The 16,127-nt window shown below is 53.1% G+C and carries 16 protein-coding genes and 1 tRNA gene; 8 read left to right on the forward strand and 9 right to left on the reverse strand.

Annotation, left to right across the window (positions count from 1 at the left end):
• Nucleotides 1-84 precede the first annotated feature (84 nt).
• From NA389_RS14680 to NA389_RS14690, 3 genes are all read right to left on the reverse strand, one after another.
• Nucleotides 85-161, reverse strand: a tRNA-Pro gene (locus NA389_RS14680).
• A 90-nt stretch (nucleotides 162-251) separates the two neighbouring features.
• Nucleotides 252-1,943, reverse strand: a complete 1,692-nt coding sequence (gene eptB, locus NA389_RS14685; protein WP_001269247.1) for a kdo(2)-lipid A phosphoethanolamine 7''-transferase — start codon at nucleotides 1,941-1,943, stop codon at nucleotides 252-254.
• Between the two features lie 230 nt (nucleotides 1,944-2,173).
• Nucleotides 2,174-2,878 (reverse strand): autotransporter outer membrane beta-barrel domain-containing protein, encoded by a 705-nt coding sequence (locus NA389_RS14690; RefSeq protein ID WP_000637073.1) that lies wholly within the window; start codon nucleotides 2,876-2,878, stop codon nucleotides 2,174-2,176.
• A gap of 156 nt (nucleotides 2,879-3,034) precedes the next feature.
• Between NA389_RS14690 and tag the strand changes: the two genes are divergently transcribed.
• Complete coding sequence (gene tag, locus NA389_RS14695; protein WP_001188425.1) at nucleotides 3,035-3,616, forward strand: DNA-3-methyladenine glycosylase I; 582 nt, start codon at nucleotides 3,035-3,037, stop codon at nucleotides 3,614-3,616.
• On the forward strand, nucleotides 3,594-4,034 hold the full coding sequence (locus NA389_RS14700) for an N-acetyltransferase (RefSeq protein ID WP_000619902.1): 441 nt from the start codon (nucleotides 3,594-3,596) through the stop codon (nucleotides 4,032-4,034). Before tag ends, NA389_RS14700 begins: the two co-directional genes overlap by 23 nt.
• Here NA389_RS14700 and NA389_RS14705 read toward each other — a convergent pair.
• A complete protein-coding gene (locus NA389_RS14705; RefSeq protein ID WP_000148442.1) occupies nucleotides 4,003-6,336 on the reverse strand; it encodes a molybdopterin guanine dinucleotide-containing S/N-oxide reductase in 2,334 nt (777 codons plus the stop codon). The genes NA389_RS14700 and NA389_RS14705 overlap by 32 nt on opposite strands.
• Nucleotides 6,337-6,488: 152 nt before the next feature.
• Here NA389_RS14705 and NA389_RS14710 point away from each other — a divergent pair, with 152 nt between their 5' ends.
• Nucleotides 6,489-7,151 carry an OmpA family lipoprotein gene (locus NA389_RS14710; protein ID WP_000747551.1) on the forward strand — a complete coding sequence of 221 codons (663 nt, stop codon included), beginning with the start codon at nucleotides 6,489-6,491 and terminating at the stop codon, nucleotides 7,149-7,151.
• A 229-nt stretch (nucleotides 7,152-7,380) separates the two neighbouring features.
• On the forward strand, nucleotides 7,381-8,355 hold the full coding sequence (ghrB, locus tag NA389_RS14715; protein WP_000804678.1) for a glyoxylate/hydroxypyruvate reductase GhrB: 975 nt from the start codon (nucleotides 7,381-7,383) through the stop codon (nucleotides 8,353-8,355).
• A gap of 49 nt (nucleotides 8,356-8,404) precedes the next feature.
• On the opposite strand, the gene NA389_RS14720 is transcribed toward ghrB, so the two are convergent.
• The gene (locus NA389_RS14720) at nucleotides 8,405-9,115 is read right to left on the reverse strand and encodes a DUF3053 domain-containing protein (RefSeq protein WP_000190524.1); all 711 of its coding nucleotides are present in this window, start codon (nucleotides 9,113-9,115) and stop codon (nucleotides 8,405-8,407) included.
• 438 nt (nucleotides 9,116-9,553) lie between these two features.
• On the opposite strand from NA389_RS14720, the gene NA389_RS14725 reads away from it, so the two are divergent.
• The 3 genes from NA389_RS14725 to cueP all read left to right on the forward strand — a co-directional run bounded on the left by NA389_RS14725 (nucleotide 9,554) and on the right by cueP (nucleotide 11,056).
• On the forward strand, nucleotides 9,554-9,844 hold the full coding sequence (locus NA389_RS14725) for an HTH-type transcriptional regulator (RefSeq protein WP_000455790.1): 291 nt from the start codon (nucleotides 9,554-9,556) through the stop codon (nucleotides 9,842-9,844).
• A 287-nt stretch (nucleotides 9,845-10,131) separates the two neighbouring features.
• Nucleotides 10,132-10,344, forward strand: a complete 213-nt coding sequence (gene cspE / locus NA389_RS14730; RefSeq protein WP_000014594.1) for a transcription antiterminator/RNA stability regulator CspE — start codon at nucleotides 10,132-10,134, stop codon at nucleotides 10,342-10,344.
• 172 nt (nucleotides 10,345-10,516) lie between these two features.
• Nucleotides 10,517-11,056: a copper-binding periplasmic metallochaperone CueP gene (cueP, locus tag NA389_RS14735; RefSeq protein WP_000047140.1), complete on the forward strand. Its 540-nt coding sequence runs from the start codon at nucleotides 10,517-10,519 to the stop codon at nucleotides 11,054-11,056.
• 50 nt (nucleotides 11,057-11,106) lie between these two features.
• Here cueP and glyS read toward each other — a convergent pair whose 3' ends face one another.
• From glyS to NA389_RS14750, 3 genes are all read right to left on the reverse strand, one after another.
• Nucleotides 11,107-13,176 (reverse strand): glycine--tRNA ligase subunit beta, encoded by a 2,070-nt coding sequence (glyS, locus tag NA389_RS14740; protein ID WP_001291744.1) that lies wholly within the window; start codon nucleotides 13,174-13,176, stop codon nucleotides 11,107-11,109.
• A gap of 9 nt (nucleotides 13,177-13,185) precedes the next feature.
• A complete protein-coding gene (glyQ, locus tag NA389_RS14745; protein WP_001168556.1) occupies nucleotides 13,186-14,097 on the reverse strand; it encodes a glycine--tRNA ligase subunit alpha in 912 nt (303 codons plus the stop codon).
• Nucleotides 14,098-14,235: 138 nt separating this feature from the next.
• A complete protein-coding gene (locus NA389_RS14750) occupies nucleotides 14,236-14,538 on the reverse strand; it encodes a YsaB family lipoprotein (RefSeq protein WP_000605592.1) in 303 nt (100 codons plus the stop codon).
• A 165-nt stretch (nucleotides 14,539-14,703) separates the two neighbouring features.
• On the opposite strand from NA389_RS14750, the gene NA389_RS14755 reads away from it, so the two are divergent.
• Complete coding sequence (locus NA389_RS14755; RefSeq protein ID WP_001182575.1) at nucleotides 14,704-15,699, forward strand: acyltransferase; 996 nt, start codon at nucleotides 14,704-14,706, stop codon at nucleotides 15,697-15,699.
• Between the two features lie 22 nt (nucleotides 15,700-15,721).
• Here NA389_RS14755 and NA389_RS14760 read toward each other — a convergent pair whose 3' ends face one another.
• Nucleotides 15,722-16,075 (reverse strand): YiaA/YiaB family protein, encoded by a 354-nt coding sequence (locus NA389_RS14760; RefSeq protein ID WP_000340932.1) that lies wholly within the window; start codon nucleotides 16,073-16,075, stop codon nucleotides 15,722-15,724.
• Between the last annotated feature and the right edge of the window lie 52 nt (nucleotides 16,076-16,127).

Genomic DNA, 16,127 nt, shown 5'->3' on the forward strand with positions numbered 1-16,127 from the left:
CGAACCTCTTGCCCCCGGAGGTTCTCATCCTCGTCAGGCTTCAGATACAAAAAAACCCTGCTCATTGAGCAGGGTTTCTGAATTTGGTCGGTGATAGAGGATTCGAACCTCCGACCCCTTCGTCCCGAACGAAGTGCGCTACCAGGCTGCGCCAATCACCGAATGCGGGCGCATCTTACTGCTCAGGCGCACGCCCGTCAATCCCTTAGTCGCAAAATACAATTCAATCGGCGAGAAAGTCGGCAGACAACCTACTTCGCGGCGACTTTCTGCGCATCGGGAATATGGCACCAGTTGTTGTTCTGGTTAATGCCGCCATCCGGCGATGTATACCCCAGGCAGCCCATTATCGTATCGTACAGCTCCACATGACGACGCGGCACTTTGATCTCCGCCTGCTGTTTCAGGTGAGCGAACATCTGCGCATGTTGCGGACTGGCAAGATATTTATCCGACATCCATACCAGCATCGGAACACGGAATTGCTCCGGCGGCGCCATATTGCGCGGCGTACCGTGCAAATGTTCACGTTCGTTAATCGACTCGCCGTGGTCAGCCGCGTAGAACACAATCGCTTTTTTATCACGTAGCTGATCGAACACACTGGTAATAAAGTGATCCACATAGGTCACGGAGTTATCGTAAGAGTTGATCATCTGCGCTTTCGTGCAGCCGCTATCGACCCCAATACATTCGGGCTTCCACTGAGCGTAGCTGCGCGGATAACGTTGCGTATAGTTAAAATGCGACCCCTTAGTATGCAGGATAATCAGATGCTTACCCTCCGGGTTCTGGGCAAGCGAGTTCTGCATCTCATCAATCAACAGCATATCATCAACCGTTTTACCACGGTTACGCGGCTCGGCGCCGATCTGCTCGCGGTAGGAGATATTATCCGCCATGGTATTGCTATAGAACCACATCTCGCTCTGCATGGCGTACAGATCGGAACTGAATCCGAGCTGTTTGAGAACGGCAAACACATTCTGCTCTTTTAAGGTACGCTGCGGGTTATTATCCGCCCCGCCTTCCCGTACAAACATACAGCGTAAAGAAAGCTTCGTCGCGGTATCGCAAGAATAGCCGCGGAACGCCGCCAGATTTTTTTCCTGCGCCAGCTTCGGCGTGGTATTACGCTCGTAGCCGAAAATCCCCATGTGATCCCAACGGGTCGTCTCACCGATAATGAAAACGACGTAGGTGTCATCCCCATCCTTCGGCGCAACATAGGTAAATTTCCTGGCCGGGTTTATTAACGAATTATTGTCCGACGACTCATCTACCTGCGCCCAGGCATACAGCCCTAACGCAGATAACCAGTTTGAAGGCAGATAGGAGTTCGCCACCACGCCGCCATAGCTGGGTAAGTCGATACCTGTCGCCCGTTCAACCTTTTTTTGCTGTATATCCAGCAGGCGGATAGGCGCCCACACCATTACGCCTGCGAGTACCACTACAGCGGCGCTGCGAAAACGCTGCCCCGGCGTACGTAGCTGGCGCAACAACGTGTAGCGACAGTGGTTACTCCAGATAAAGATGAGCGGAAGCAGGCTCACGGCAATCAGCCACAATACGAAGTGCAGCCCCACCACCTCTTTCGAGAGATCGATATCGGTGGTCATAACAGACGCAATAATGCCGTAGCCAATCACCACGTTCAGGAAGGTCATGTAATAACTGGCGCCAGCGGAAAACAGCACCACCAGCGTGGCCAGCACACGCCAGACGCGTCGGCCAAACAGTGAAAGAAGACGAAGTAAGAAGAAAGTGACCAGCACCGTGGCGCCAAGTTCGACAACTGCGGAGAGGCCTTTCCAAATGGTAAATTCTTGCGCATAACTGCCGAAACGGCGGTAAAACACGGCGCAATTCATAAACAGACCGATATAGAGCGCAAGCAAGAAACTAAGTTTCTGCTGCGTCATCGATTTAATGTATCTCATGCAAACAAACCCTGGGAATCGGGATAAAAACGACCTGTACAACGATTCTTTAATCAAACAGGTAAATATGCGGCTAACGCAGATGTGAGAAAGTCTACAAGCGCGGCTAAGTAGACCACAGGAAGCGCAAAAAGTGTCTATAGAGAATGTGATTGACCTATATATTTTTGTAAATATATAGACAGGGTATTAGATGAACTTCTAATAAATCCAGGCGGCGGTTTATCTCGTTAAAAGCGAGCGCTCACCCCCAGGGTATACAAATAATCGCTATCCGTAGCGCTATTTTCCGCCTGGGAAAACGCCGCATACGCCGCCATGTGCGGGTTAAGTAACACGTCCGCGCCTACGGTGACATCCAGCCAATTTCCCGCCTGATTTCCTGCGGTCATACGACTCAACCCGGACTGCGCTTTCCAGATATTTTCCCCAAATTGTTGGTTATAGCTAATTTGCGCCCAGGGACGGACATCGCCGAACTGCGAGTTTACCCGCCAGCCTAACGTACTGACGCTGGCGTGCCATAACGGATCGGTAAGCGCTAATGTCGTCGCGCTATCGCCATATTCGTTATACATTGATGACGTCGAACCATCGTAATGCAGCGCCGCGACCGGCCCAGTGGTCACGCGTCGGGAAAGCGGAAAATTCCAGCCCATACTGATACCGCTGGTCGCATCAAGCGGGGTTTCATCCGCCAGGCTAAGCACCGGACCCACCGTATTTTGCGTAGACTGAATACGTTCGGCCAGTATGTCGTTGTAATTCGGTTGGTGATCGCTGTCCCAGGTATAGCGTTCCGTCGTATGCCCCGGAGCCGCTTCAGCGATATATTCTTGTTGCCAGGCATACGTGGTATTGATAAAAAACGAGCAGGCCATAAGGCCCGCCAGACAACGCAATGTCCGGCGACCACGGCGTTTTCTTACAATCATCAACGCGACTCCAGAGTAGAGCCGAATTCGGCGATATTATTGTCATTGAATGAAGGATGTCGGGCATCAGCCCTGTATTAACTATTGTCCTTTTAGCGGGCCCGTCAAGGCGGGTTGAAGGAAATTTTCGCGGTAACCACAATAACGAGGAAGTCTATGCAGCGTTGCGACTGGGTCAGCCAGGACCCCCTTTATATTGCCTATCATGATAACGAGTGGGGCGTACCGGAAACCGATAGCAGAAAGCTGTTTGAAATGATCTGTCTTGAAGGTCAACAGGCCGGTTTATCCTGGATCACCGTGCTTAAAAAGAGGGAGAGCTACCGCGCCTGTTTTCATCAATTTGACCCGATACACATCGCAGCTATGCAGGAGGAAGATGTTGAACGCCTGCTGCAGAACACGGGCATCATACGACATCGCGGTAAAATTCAGGCCATTATCAGTAACGCCCGCGCCTGGCTTGCGATGGAGCAAAACGGCGAGTCTTTCGCCGATTTTGTCTGGTCATTCGTTGATGGCCAGCCGCAGATCACCCAGGCGGCCAGCCTGGATGAGATCCCTACCTCAACACCTGCGTCCGATGCGCTTGCTAAGGCATTGAAAAAACGCGGCTTCAAGTTTGTCGGTACGACTATCTGTTACTCCTTTATGCAGGCGTGCGGACTGGTCAACGACCATATTACCGGCTGTTTTTGCCATCCGGGAGAAAAACATGATTCGCAAATCCCAGAGTGAAGACATGGCGTCTATTCTGGCGCTGTGGATGAAAAGTACCATTTATGCCCATCCCTTTATCGAAGAACGTTACTGGCACGAGAGCGAAGCAATTGTACGCGACGTCTATTTACCCGCCGCGCAAACCTGGGTATGGGAGGAAAATGGACAACTGAAAGGCTTCGTCAGCGTACTGGAAGCCCGTTTTGTCGGGGCGCTGTTTGTCGCCCCCGACGCGTTAAGACACGGCATTGGCAAAGCGCTTCTGGAATATGTCCAGCAACGTTTTCCTCTGCTGAGCCTTGAGGTTTACCAGAAAAATCAATCCGCCGTAAACTTCTACCATGCGCTTGGTTTTCGTATTGAAGATAGCGCCTGGCAGGAGGATACCGCCCACCCCACCTGGATTATGAGTTGGCAGGCGGATCAAACGCCGTAAGCGGTAGCGCCGGGCCGGTATATTTCTCAAACCAGACCAGCGCGGTGTTGCCCGCACAACCGTTCCCCAGCCGGGAACTGGGAAGATCTTTTGTCAGGACGTTTACCGCGCCGTTTTTGCATATGCCGCCTGCGGTAGGTTCAGGGTCCGGCCATGCGCCTTCGTGAATACAGATCACGCCAGGCCGAATTCCGTCGGTAACGACCGCGCCCGCCAGAACCTGCCCGCGATGATTCCAGACGCGTACCGTATCGCCATCGACGATTCCGCGCGTTGTCGCATCCTGCGGATGAATCGTCACCGGTTCGCGTCCGGCTACCGCATACCGCTCCCGTAACGAACTGTAGTTAAGCTGGCTATGCAGACGGTGCGCCGGATGCGCGGAAAGTAGCTGAACCTGCCCCGCATCAGCGTTCCCGTGCCACTCATCCGGCACCAGCCACATCGGATGGCCGGGACAATCCGCGTAACCATAGCTGGCAATGCGCGCAGAATAGATTTCGATTTTGCCGCTGGCCGTTTTTAGCGGATGGTTATCAGGATCGCGGCGAAAATCCGCGAAGCGCACAAACTGCGCGTTGGCGGGATTTTCCGGCATCTCCAGTAAACGGTTAGCCTGCCAGAATGCGGCAAACGGCGGCAGCGTCACCCCCTGGCTGGCGCCACGCTGGGCGGCAATATTGTAGAAAGTCTCCAGCCACGCCAGCTCGCTTTTTCCTTCGGTGAACCGAGCGTAACCGCCGACTTCCCACCGTTCGCTCAGTTCAGCAAAAACGTCAAAATCATTCCGCGCCTCCCACCGGGGCGACACGACCTGCTTCATCGGCGCCAAATGCTGATTGCTATAGTCGCCGGTCATGGTTAAATCGTTACGCTCATAGCTGGTGGTCGCAGGCAGAACAATATCCGCGTGTTTCGCGGCGGCCGTCCAGAAACATTCTGAGATAACGACCAGTTCCGGTTTTTGCCACGCGCGAATCAGACGGTTGGTATCCTGATGATGGGTAAAGTTCGCGCCGCCCGCCCACCAGATAAAACGAATATCCGGGAAGCGGCGATCCATCCCATTGTGTTGGTAAAACCCACCGGGGTTTTCCAGCGCCTCGACAATACGCGCCACCGGTATTTTATCTACCGCATCGACCCCGCCAGGGATGCTTCCCTGCATCGAGGCTAACACGGCGGCGCGGCGCGTCGGGTTTCCGCCGTTAGCAAAATGATAAGAAAAACCAAACCCGCCGCCAGGCGTACCAATTTGCCCCAGCATTGCGGCCAGCGTGACGATCATCCAGTGCTTTTGCTCGCCGAACTGCTGACGCTGCATTCCCCAACCGGCCATCAACATGGTGGTGTTATGATGAAATATTTCCGCCAGTTCGCGGATTTTCACCGCAGAAACGCCGCAAATTTCCGCCGCCCATTCCGCTGTTTTGGCCGTACCGTCGGTCGTGCCCAAAAGATAGTCGGCGAAGCGGTCATAACCCGTTGTGCAGCGGGCAAGGAACGCTTCATCCTGCCAACCGTTTTCCACCAGCGTATGGGCGATTCCCAACATTAACGCCACATCGGTGCCCATATGTGGGGCGATCCACTCCATCTTATCGCCAAAAAAGTCGACGCTTTCCGATCGCATCGGATCGATGCAGATCAGGCGTTTGCCGCTTTGTCGCAACGCCGCAAAATAGTCGAGCCCCTGTTCATCCGAGGCGTTCCAGGCAATTTTCAGAGTATTCAGCGGGTTCGCGCTCCAGAGCACCACCACCTCGCTGTGTTCCAGCACCACCGGCCAGCTAGTCTGCTGCTGGTAAACCTCGTTGCCACCCACTACATAAGGCATGATAGCCTGCGCCGCGCCGGTGGAATAATCGCCAAGATGGCCGGTATACCCTCCCGCCAGCGCCATGTAACGCTGCAATAGCGTAGCCGCTTTATGCAATACGCCGTTCGAACGCCAACCGTAGGAGCCAGCGAAGATGGACGATGGTCCATAATTTTCGCGAATACGTTTGTGCTGAGCGTGGATCAGATCCAGCGCGTCATCCCAACTTATGCGAACAAACTCATCCTGCCCGCGTATGCCTTGCGGCTTATCGGGAGAAGCCAGGAACCCTTTACGCACCATCGGGAAGCGAACCCGCGTTTTACTGTGAACCTGGTCATGCACAACGGTTTGCAGGGAGTTTTGGTGTGCCGTCGGGAGTTCGCCATACGAGGCAAAAATGCGTTCTCCGTCGGTTTCAACGCGGACTGGCCCCCAGTGTGCGGCGGTCAATACCGAATGACGCGATGGTGCGTGGGTCAAGGTTCGCTCCTGAATTATTGGGATTATTTATTTTGCCGATCAATGTTACTTACAAATTTCAGAGTTTTCCCTGGAATTTTCTTCATGTGCAGACGTCATAATCAACCGCCACGGTCGCTGTGGTAAAAATAAAAAAGTGATAAGGATTTAAGATGAAAAAACGTGTATTTGTGATTGCTGCCATCGTGAGCGGCACCCTGGCAGTATCTGGCTGCACAACAAACCCTTACACCGGCGAACGCGAAGCAGGTAAATCCGGCATTGGCGCGGGTATTGGATCGCTGGTCGGCGCAGGCATCGGCGCGCTCTCCTCCTCCAAAAAAGATCGCGGTAAAGGCGCGCTGATTGGCGCGGCGGCTGGCGCGGCGCTGGGCGGCGGCGTGGGTTACTACATGGACGTACAGGAAGCGAAACTGCGTGACAAAATGCGGGGCACAGGCGTTAGCGTGACACGAAGCGGTGATAATATCATTCTGAATATGCCGAATAATGTCACCTTCGACAGCAGCAGCGCGACGCTGAAACCGGCAGGCGCTAACACGCTGACCGGCGTGGCGATGGTGCTGAAAGAGTATCCCAAGACCGCCGTCAATGTGGTGGGCTACACCGACAGTACCGGTAGCCACGATCTGAATATGCGTCTGTCGCAGCAGCGTGCTGACTCCGTCGCCAGTTCGCTGATCACCCAGGGCGTCGACGCCAGCCGTATCCGTACCAGCGGAATGGGTCCGGCGAACCCGATCGCCAGCAACAGTACGGCAGAAGGTAAGGCGCAAAACCGCCGCGTCGAAATTACCTTGAGTCCATTGCAGTAAACTACCGTACCGGGTAAAGCGGTATGCTTTACCCGGCCTGCATTACTCCCTCGCCATTCCCTCGCCAAACCGGACACATCGCGCATTACTCGGTATTCATTCATTATTTACCACGACACGGCTGCCGACAGCGGGGAAATTGGCTGGTCGATGATGGCTAAACGGGTTAATAATAAGCCTGTTCCGGTTGGCGCATGCCGCGCTTACCTTTTGATTTACGGAGAGTCGCATGAAGCCGTCCATCATTCTCTACAAAACCCTGCCTGATGATTTGCTGCATCGCCTGGAGGCGCATTTTACCGTCACCCAGGTACCGAACCTGCATCCGGAAACGGTAGCGCGACACGCGCAGGCATTTGCCAGCGCGCAAGGCCTTCTGGGCGCCAGCGAAACCGTTAACCGCGCGCTGCTGGAAAAAATGCCGGCGCTACGCGCGGCGTCGACCATCTCGGTGGGATACGATAATGTCGAGGTGGACGCCCTTACTGCCCGCAAAATAGTCCTGATGCACACGCCTGCCGTTTTGACGGAAACCGTTGCCGATACGGTGATGGCGTTGATGCTGGCCACTGCCCGCCGCGTGGTGGACGTCGCAGAACGGGTTAAAGCGGGTGAATGGACAGAAAGCATTGGCCCGGCGTGGTTTGGCGTCGATGTCCATCACAAAACACTCGGTATCGTTGGGATGGGGCGTATCGGGATGGCGCTGGCGCAGCGAGCGCACTTTGGGTTTACCATGCCGGTTCTCTATCACGCCCGTCGGCGGCATCAGGAGGCGGAAGACCGGTTTAACGCCCGCTACTGCGATCTGGATACGTTGTTGCAGGAGGCTGATTTTGTCTGCGTGATCCTGCCGCTAACGGCAGAAACGCGACATCTGTTTGGCGCAACACAGTTTGCCAGAATGAAATCGTCCGCCATTTTTATTAATGCCGGACGCGGCCCGGTGGTCGATGAAAACGCGCTGATTGCCGCGCTGCAAAACGGTGAAATATATGCGGCAGGTCTGGATGTTTTTGAACAGGAACCGCTATCCGTGGATTCGCCCTTGCTGAACATGTCTAATGTCGTCGCGGTACCGCATATTGGCTCGGCAACGCATGAGACGCGCTATAACATGATGGCCTGTGCGGTGGATAATTTGATTGATGCGCTGCAGGGAAAAATAGAGAAGAACTGCGTCAATCCGCAGGCGGCGGGATAACGCTACAGGCCCGATAAGCGCTGGCTTGCGCTTATCGGGCAGACTGTCATTACTGGGTCGCGTTTACCGCCGCCGTCCAGGCCTGATTAAACGCCTGATGCTGCGAGGCCAACGGCCCAATCAGCGCATTATATTGGCTGGCCTGCTGTGAGGTCGGGAACTGAATGCCGTTCGCGACAAAGCTCACCTGCTCGCCCTGTTGCGCAATATAATCGCCCACTTGTACCAACTGCTGCGTAAAGATCTGCGCCGCCGGGATCAGCGGCTGCAAAGCATCTGCCGGCACGGTGACTACTTTTTTGTAGACCTGATCAAACACAGGTTTCAGGTCATCGGCCTGCTTTAACGCGCCATGCGCGGCATCAGCCTGCAGTTTTGCATTCTGCAACTGTTGCGCCAGCACGCCTAACGAACCATTTGCCTGCCGCAGCGGCTCACGTTGCGTCATATAATCCTGCGGAACGCGGATGGCGTTAACGCTATCGACCACCGGGCGCAGACCGGAATCCATCGCCTGGTTTACCTGCTGCGAGTAGCCATACAGTATCGCGTAATCAGACACGAACGGACCAAACTGTTTTTTCTGATCGGCCGTCAGCGTTGGTAAACGCTCTCCGCTACGCATTGCTGTATTCTGCAGGAAATCGACAAACGCTTTGCGCTGATCGCCTTCTTTATCAAAACACCCGCTCAGGCTAAACACCATTAATAACGCCACAACAGGCGCAAACCAGCGAGAGCAGGACTTACCTGTCGCCATTGTTAATACTCCTTTCACCCAAAAATGCGCACAACGACACCTGCGTGCCTGACGGCTTACAAGGATAGTCCAGGTCAGGCTTGCAGGATACCCTTTCCACGCGATCTTGTAGCGGAAAATTATGTTTATCTGCATCAATGCTTAATTTGTTATTTTATTGTTAATTTTTGACCTGACACTGCGATAAAAAACGCGGCAAGAAAGCTTTCCAGCGGGGGATGTAATATTTTTTTAATCTTTACAATTATTTTCTGAAAGACGGATATACCTTCCTGGATCAAATTGTTAGCGTCCTAAAAGTCGCGTAGCGTAAGGCATCGAAACGAATCGATAGCGCTTCCTGGCGGCGCGTCACCCCCCACCCGCAAGTTTCCCGACTATTCTTAAGAGGCTTCGATGCACTTCACGATCCCGCTGTGTGATTTACAGGAGTTCTCAATGGAATATAAAGATCCGATGTTTGAGCTGCTGAGCAGCCTGGAACAAATTGTTTTTAAAGATGAAACGCGAAAGATCACCCTGACGCAAAAACCCAATCCTTTTACCGAATTTGAACAGTTACGGAGAGGGACGGGACTAAAAACAGATGAATTCGCCAGAGCGCTGGGCGTAACGGTTGCCATGGTTCAGGAATGGGAATCGAAACGCGAAAAACCCACGCCAGCAGAGCTCAAATTGATGCGCCTGATACAGGCAAACCCACGCTTAAGTAAGCAATTGATGGAGTAATTTTTACCCCTTTCTGTTTTAACGGTCCTGCGCAAGGACCGTTTTCCCCGCTCGATTCCTGACCTGGAGAAATAAAGTAAAATAAAAGTTGCATCGCCCGGCATTACATGAGTTAATGTGCTCAACGGTTTGACGTACAGACCATTAAAGCAGTTTAGTAAGGCAAGTCCCTTCAAGAGTTATCCATTAGATACCCCTCGTAGTGCGCATTTCCTTAACGCTTAAAAAATCTGTAAAGCACGCCATAACGCCGAAAGGCACACTTATTTTTTAAAAGGTAATACACTATGTCCGGTAAAATGACTGGTATCGTAAAATGGTTCAACGCTGATAAAGGCTTCGGCTTTATTACTCCTGATGACGGTTCTAAAGACGTGTTCGTACACTTCTCCGCTATTCAGAACGATGGTTACAAATCTCTGGACGAAGGTCAGAAAGTTTCCTTCACCATCGAAAGCGGCGCTAAAGGCCCGGCAGCTGGTAACGTAACCAGCCTGTAAGCTTAAAAAGCTCAGAATTTTGAATCCCTGCCTGATGGCGGGGATTTTTTTTATTCCAATTCCCCCTCTCCCCCAGCATAACTTTGCATTACTTTACCCTGCGTTCCTTTGACCTTTCCCTTAGGGGAACCCCTATAGTAGGCAGGGAGATTGTTCACAAGGAATTGAAGTTATGTCGAAATCATCATGGTTATTACTTTTGGGTTTATGCGCCAGCGGCTCCGCGCTTGCGGCATCCGCAGAATCCGCTTTTCTGGCGCAACATGGGCTGGCGGGAAAAACGGTTGAGCAGATCGTGGATACGATTGATCAGACGCCGCAGAGCCGTCCTTTGCCTTACTCCGCGTCGATTACCAGTACCGAACTCAAATTATCTGACGGAGAGCAGATTTATACGCTGCCGTTAGGCGACAAATTCTATCTCTCTTTTGCGCCCTATGAATGGCGGACACACCCCTGTTTTAACCACAGCCTTTCCGGCTGTCAGGGAGAAATGCCGAATAAACCGTTCACTGTAAAAGTGACAGACAGTAAAGGCGCTGTCATCGTACAAAAAGAGATGCAAAGCTATCGAAACGGATTTATCGGTGTTTGGCTACCGCGCAATATGGAAGGGACGCTGGAAGTAAGCTACAACGGTAAAACGGCGTCACATGCCATTGCCACCAGAGATGACAGCCAGACCTGTCTGACGGAATTACCATTACGTTAAAAATAAAAAAACCTGCCCGAAAGCAGGTTTTTGTTTAATTAACTGAACGCTTATTGCAGTAACGAAATATCCGCAACCTGCAGGAACAGTTCGCGTAGTTTCGACAACAGCGTCAGGCGGTTGATACGGATATCTTTCTCTTCCGCGTTAACCATGACATTTTCGAAGAATTCATCCACCGGCGCGCGCAGAGCAGCCAGCTCAATCAACGCTTCCTGATAACGACCATCGGCAAAGTACGGCTGAAGCTTATCACGCAGCACAACCAGATGTCTGGCCAACTCAATTTCCGCCGCTTCTTTCAGTACGGAGGCGTGGACGATATCGTTCAGCGGCTCAGTGGCTTTCGCCAGGATGTTGGAGACGCGCTTGTTCGCCGCCGCCAGCGCAGAGGCTTCTTCCAGGGTGCGGAAGTGCGATACCGCTTTCATACGAGCATCGAAATCTGCCGGACGGGTCGGACGACGCGCCAGTACCGCCTGGATGGTGTCGACGGTGTAACCTTCGTCCTGATACCAGGCGCGGAAGCGACCCAGCATAAAATCGATCACATCATCGACTACGTTAGCATTGGTCAGCTTGTCGCCATACAGACGCGCCGCTTCTTCGGTCAGCGTTTGCAGATCAAGAGCGAGGTTCTTCTCAACGATGATGCGCAGCACGCCCAGCGCGGCACGACGCAGCGCAAACGGGTCTTTGTCGCCTTTCGGATGCTGACCGATACCGAAGATACCCGCCAGAGTATCCATCTTGTCAGCGATCGCCAACGCGCAGGCCACCGGGTTAGACGGCAGGTCATCACCGGCAAAGCGTGGCTGATACTGCTCGTTCAGCGCCACGGCCACATCTTCCGCTTCACCATCATGGCGCGCGTAGTGCATCCCCATCACGCCCTGGGTGTCGGTGAACTCGAAGACCATGTTGGTCATCAGGTCGCACTTGGAGAGCAGGCCCGCACGAGTGGCGTGGTTAACGTCAGCGCCAATCTGACCGGCAATCCAGCCTGCCAGTGCCTGAATACGGTCGGTCTTGTCGCGCAGCGTGCCCAGCTGTTGCTGGAACAGCACGGTTTGCAGACGCGGCAGATGATCTTCCAGACGTTTTTTACGGTCGGTATTGAAGAAGAATTCAGCATCCGCCAGACGCGGACGCACCACTTTCTCGTTACCGGAGATAATCTGGGTCGGATCTTTCGATTCGATATTCGCGACGAAGATAAAGTTCGGCAGCAGCTTGCCCGCGTTGTCATAAACCGGGAAATACTTCTGGTCGCCCTTCATGGTGTACACCAGCGCTTCGGCAGGCACGGCGAGGAATTTCTCTTCGAATTTCGCCGTCAATACCACCGGCCATTCCACCAGCGAGGCGACTTCTTCCAGCAGGCTTTCGCTCAGGTCGGCATTACCGCCAATCTTGCGTGCTGCTTCTTCAGCGTCCGCTTTGATTTTGGCTTTACGCGCTTCGTAGTCCGCAATGACTTTACCGCGCTCCAGCAGAATTTGCGGGTACTGGTCAGCATTGTCGATAGTGAACTCAGGCTGACCCATAAAGCGATGGCCGCGAATGACGCGGTCAGACTGAATACCCAGAATAGTCGCCGGAATCACTTTATCGCCCAGCAGCAGAGTCACAGTGTGTACCGGACGCACGAAGTGGACGTCAGACGCGCCCCAGCGCATCAGTTTCGGGATCGGTAGTTTCGCCAGCGAGGTGGCTACCATGTTCGGCACCAGCGCTTCGGTACTTTCTCCCTTCACGTGGGCGCGATACAGCAGCCATTCGCCTTTGTCGGTCTTCAGACGCTCGGCCTGATCAACGGTGATCCCGCAGCCGCGCGCCCAGCCTTCTGCCGCTTTGCTCGGTTTGCCTTCGGCGTCGAACGCCTGGGCAATCGCCGGACCACGTTTTTCGACTTCGCGATCGGGCTGCGATTCAGCAAGATTCGCCACTTTCAGCGCCAGACGGCGCGGGGCGGCAAACCATTCAACGTTACCGTGCGCGAGGCCGGCGTTATCCAGCTCCGCAGTGAAGTTCGCAGCAAAGGACTCAGCCAAACTGCGCAGTGCTTTTGGTGGCAGCTCTTCAGTGCCGATTTCCACCAGAAAAGTTTTCTCAGACATGGCCGCCTCTTACTTGTCTTTGTTGCACATCGGGAAGCCGAGGGCTTCACGGGAAGCATAATAAGCCTCTGCCACTGCTTTGGTCAGGGTGCGAATACGCAAAATGTAGCGCTGACGTTCGGTGACGGAGATAGCTTTACGCGCATCCAGCAGGTTGAAGCTATGGGCGGCTTTCAGAATACGCTCGTAGGCCGGCAGCGGCAGCGGGTTTTCCAGTGCCAGCAGCTGCTGGGCTTCTTTTTCATACTGCTCGAAGCAGGTGAATAAGAAATCCACATCGGCGTATTCAAAGTTATAGGTGGACTGCTCCACTTCGTTCTGATGGAACACGTCGCCGTAGGTGGTTTTACCCAGCGGGCCATCGCTCCAGACCAGGTCGTAAACGCTGTCCACGCCCTGGATATACATCGCCAGACGTTCCAGACCGTAGGTGATTTCACCGGTCACCGGCTTGCACTCCAGGCCGCCGACCTGCTGGAAGTAGGTGAACTGCGTCACTTCCATGCCATTCAGCCACACTTCCCAGCCGAGTCCCCAGGCGCCCAGCGTCGGGTTCTCCCAGTTATCTTCCACGAAACGAATATCGTGAATGGTCGGGTCCATACCCAGCTCTTTCAGAGAACCGAGATACAGCTCCTGAATATTCTCCGGAGATGGCTTAATCACCACCTGAAACTGATAGTAGTGCTGTAAGCGGTTCGGGTTTTCGCCGTAGCGGCCATCGGTCGGACGACGAGAAGGCTGCACATAGGCAGTCGCCATCGGCTCTGGCCCCAGCGCGCGCAGGCAGGTCATTGGATGAGAAGTTCCCGCGCCAACTTCCATGTCCAATGGTTGAACAATGGTGCAGCCCTGGCGAGCCCAGTAATCCTGTAAGGTCAGGATCAAGCCCTGGAAGGTCCTGGTATCAAACTTTTGCATATTATTTCGTGCTGGATACGTGTGGATTTAAAGGAAGGAGCCAGTATACCCGCTGGATGCGAGATATACAGTATGAAACCGGTTTGTTTAGCGAAAATTGCCGGATTTCGCGGCATCACACCTCACCAGGCGCGGCTTTTACCGCATAGAAAGATGTAAAAACTGCCCATCTGCATCAAAAGAGCAGACAAAACTCTCTTTACGGAAGGTATTACCACGCATCTCATAGCTCCCCTGAAACTGTTCGAAGCCGGTAACAGCAATTTTCTGTGCGCCAGTGTTGTAACGCTGCGCCGCCTGGGCTTTACACAATGCTTCCATATCCAGCGTGCGTGTTGGGCTCACTTTACTCTGCTGGGCTTTTTGCGTCGGTGGCGGTGTCGCTGTGCATCCCACCAGAGCGATGGCTATCATCACAGTACAGAAATACTTCATTATCATTTTTATTACCGTCTGGTTTGCTGGTCAGTCTTATTATTAAGGTTTGTGGGTAGCAGACACATTGTGCGAATCTCCTTACGCCATCACAAGATGTAGCGTAGAAAGTCAGATTTTTCCAGTGAGCCACCGCGCTGGAACTCTATTGAAACGGAAGCTGAGGAACTGATGCAGCCTAAAATTAACTGGATTGATAACCTGCGAGGGATCGCCTGTTTAATGGTAGTGATGATCCATACTACAACGTGGTACATCACCAACGCCCACAGCGTCAGCCCGCTAAACTGGGATATTGCGAATGTCCTGAATTCGGCTTCGCGCGTTAGCGTTCCCCTGTTTTTTATGATTTCAGGCTATCTTTTTTTTGGCGAGCGCTGCGCGCAACCGCGGCATTTTTTACGTATCGCCCTGTGCCTTATCTTTTACAGCGTTGTCGCCCTGGCTTACATTTCACTTTTTACTTCGATCAACGTCGAGCTTTCGCTAAAAAATGCGCTGCAAAAACCCGTGTTTTACCACCTGTGGTTTTTCTTTGCGATTGCGGTGATCTACCTGGTATCGCCATTAATCCAGGTAAAAAACGTGAGCGGCAAAATGCTCCTGACGCTGATGGTGGTCATTGGTATTATTGCCAACCCAAATACTGTGCCGCAAAAAATCGGCGGCGTTGAATGGTTGCCCATCAATCTGTATATCAGCGGCGACACGTTCTACTACATTCTCTACGGTATCCTGGGCCGCGCCATTGGAATGATGGAGACGCAAAAGTCATCGCTGACGCTTATCTGCACTGCCCTGTTCATCATCGCGGTATTTGTTATTTCTCGCGGCACATTGCATGAATTACGCTGGCGCGGAAATTTTGCCGATACCTGGTATCTGTATTGCGGTCCCATGGTGTTTATTTGCGCCGTCTCACTGTTCACGGTAGTTAAAAATAAGCTGAATGCGCGGACGTTACCTGGACTGGGGCTTATCTCCCGCCACTCGCTGGGTATTTATGGTTTCCACGCGCTGATTATCCATGCGCTACGTACTAATGGTCTGGAGTTAAAACGTTGGCCGCCGTTAGACATCGTGTGGGTTTTTGCCGCGACGGTGACAGGAAGCCTGCTACTTTCCATGCTGTTACAGCGTATTGATAAACGGAAATGGGTTAGCTAAACGACAATGATGGCTCCGGTCATCATTCATCATCACTGTAGGAAGCGTAAAGATCGGTTCCATATATACTGACCCCCAGCGCCACCAGACACAGTATTTTCAGCGCGCCCGCCAGCGCCAGGTTAAATACGCCGACCGCGACCATGCCGATGCCAAGCAACAGCAAAGATTTACAACGAGAAAGCAAGCGGTCATTCCCCGTGTGTTCCTGGCGAATTAAGACAGGAAAACCGCACATGACGATTGCCGCAAAAAAATATCCCTTTTCGCTTAATGTATGACAGCCTGGCCACAGTCCCACCAGGTATACCACTGCACCGACGACTAACATTCCCAGGCCGAATATCCGTTTCCTGCGCGCAACGTGATCGTCCATCTCACTCTCCTTGTGGTTGAGTGAGACACATTAAGCGAAGAAATAGCGATGA

It is taken from the genome of Salmonella sp. NW645, assembly GCF_051703725.1.
GTDB classification, from domain to species: Bacteria; Pseudomonadota; Gammaproteobacteria; order Enterobacterales; family Enterobacteriaceae; genus Salmonella; species Salmonella enterica.

Excerpts from the sequence above, each read along its gene's own strand:
- eptB (WP_001269247.1), bottom strand. The coding sequence starts at position 1,943 with ATGAGATACATTAAATCGATGACGCAGCAGAAACTTAGTTTCTTGCTT.
- NA389_RS14690 (WP_000637073.1), bottom strand. The coding sequence starts at position 2,878 with ATGATTGTAAGAAAACGCCGTGGTCGCCGGACATTGCGTTGTCTGGCG.
- tag (WP_001188425.1), top strand. The coding sequence starts at position 3,035 with ATGCAGCGTTGCGACTGGGTCAGCCAGGACCCCCTTTATATTGCCTAT.
- NA389_RS14700 (WP_000619902.1), top strand. The coding sequence starts at position 3,594 with ATGATTCGCAAATCCCAGAGTGAAGACATGGCGTCTATTCTGGCGCTG.
- NA389_RS14710 (WP_000747551.1), top strand. The coding sequence starts at position 6,489 with ATGAAAAAACGTGTATTTGTGATTGCTGCCATCGTGAGCGGCACCCTG.
- ghrB (WP_000804678.1), top strand. The coding sequence starts at position 7,381 with ATGAAGCCGTCCATCATTCTCTACAAAACCCTGCCTGATGATTTGCTG.
- NA389_RS14720 (WP_000190524.1), bottom strand. The coding sequence starts at position 9,115 with ATGGCGACAGGTAAGTCCTGCTCTCGCTGGTTTGCGCCTGTTGTGGCG.
- NA389_RS14725 (WP_000455790.1), top strand. The coding sequence starts at position 9,554 with ATGGAATATAAAGATCCGATGTTTGAGCTGCTGAGCAGCCTGGAACAA.
- cspE (WP_000014594.1), top strand. The coding sequence starts at position 10,132 with ATGTCCGGTAAAATGACTGGTATCGTAAAATGGTTCAACGCTGATAAA.
- cueP (WP_000047140.1), top strand. The coding sequence starts at position 10,517 with ATGTCGAAATCATCATGGTTATTACTTTTGGGTTTATGCGCCAGCGGC.
- glyS (WP_001291744.1), bottom strand. The coding sequence starts at position 13,176 with ATGTCTGAGAAAACTTTTCTGGTGGAAATCGGCACTGAAGAGCTGCCA.
- glyQ (WP_001168556.1), bottom strand. The coding sequence starts at position 14,097 with ATGCAAAAGTTTGATACCAGGACCTTCCAGGGCTTGATCCTGACCTTA.
- NA389_RS14750 (WP_000605592.1), bottom strand. The coding sequence starts at position 14,538 with ATGATAATGAAGTATTTCTGTACTGTGATGATAGCCATCGCTCTGGTG.
- NA389_RS14755 (WP_001182575.1), top strand. The coding sequence starts at position 14,704 with ATGCAGCCTAAAATTAACTGGATTGATAACCTGCGAGGGATCGCCTGT.
- NA389_RS14760 (WP_000340932.1), bottom strand. The coding sequence starts at position 16,075 with ATGGACGATCACGTTGCGCGCAGGAAACGGATATTCGGCCTGGGAATG.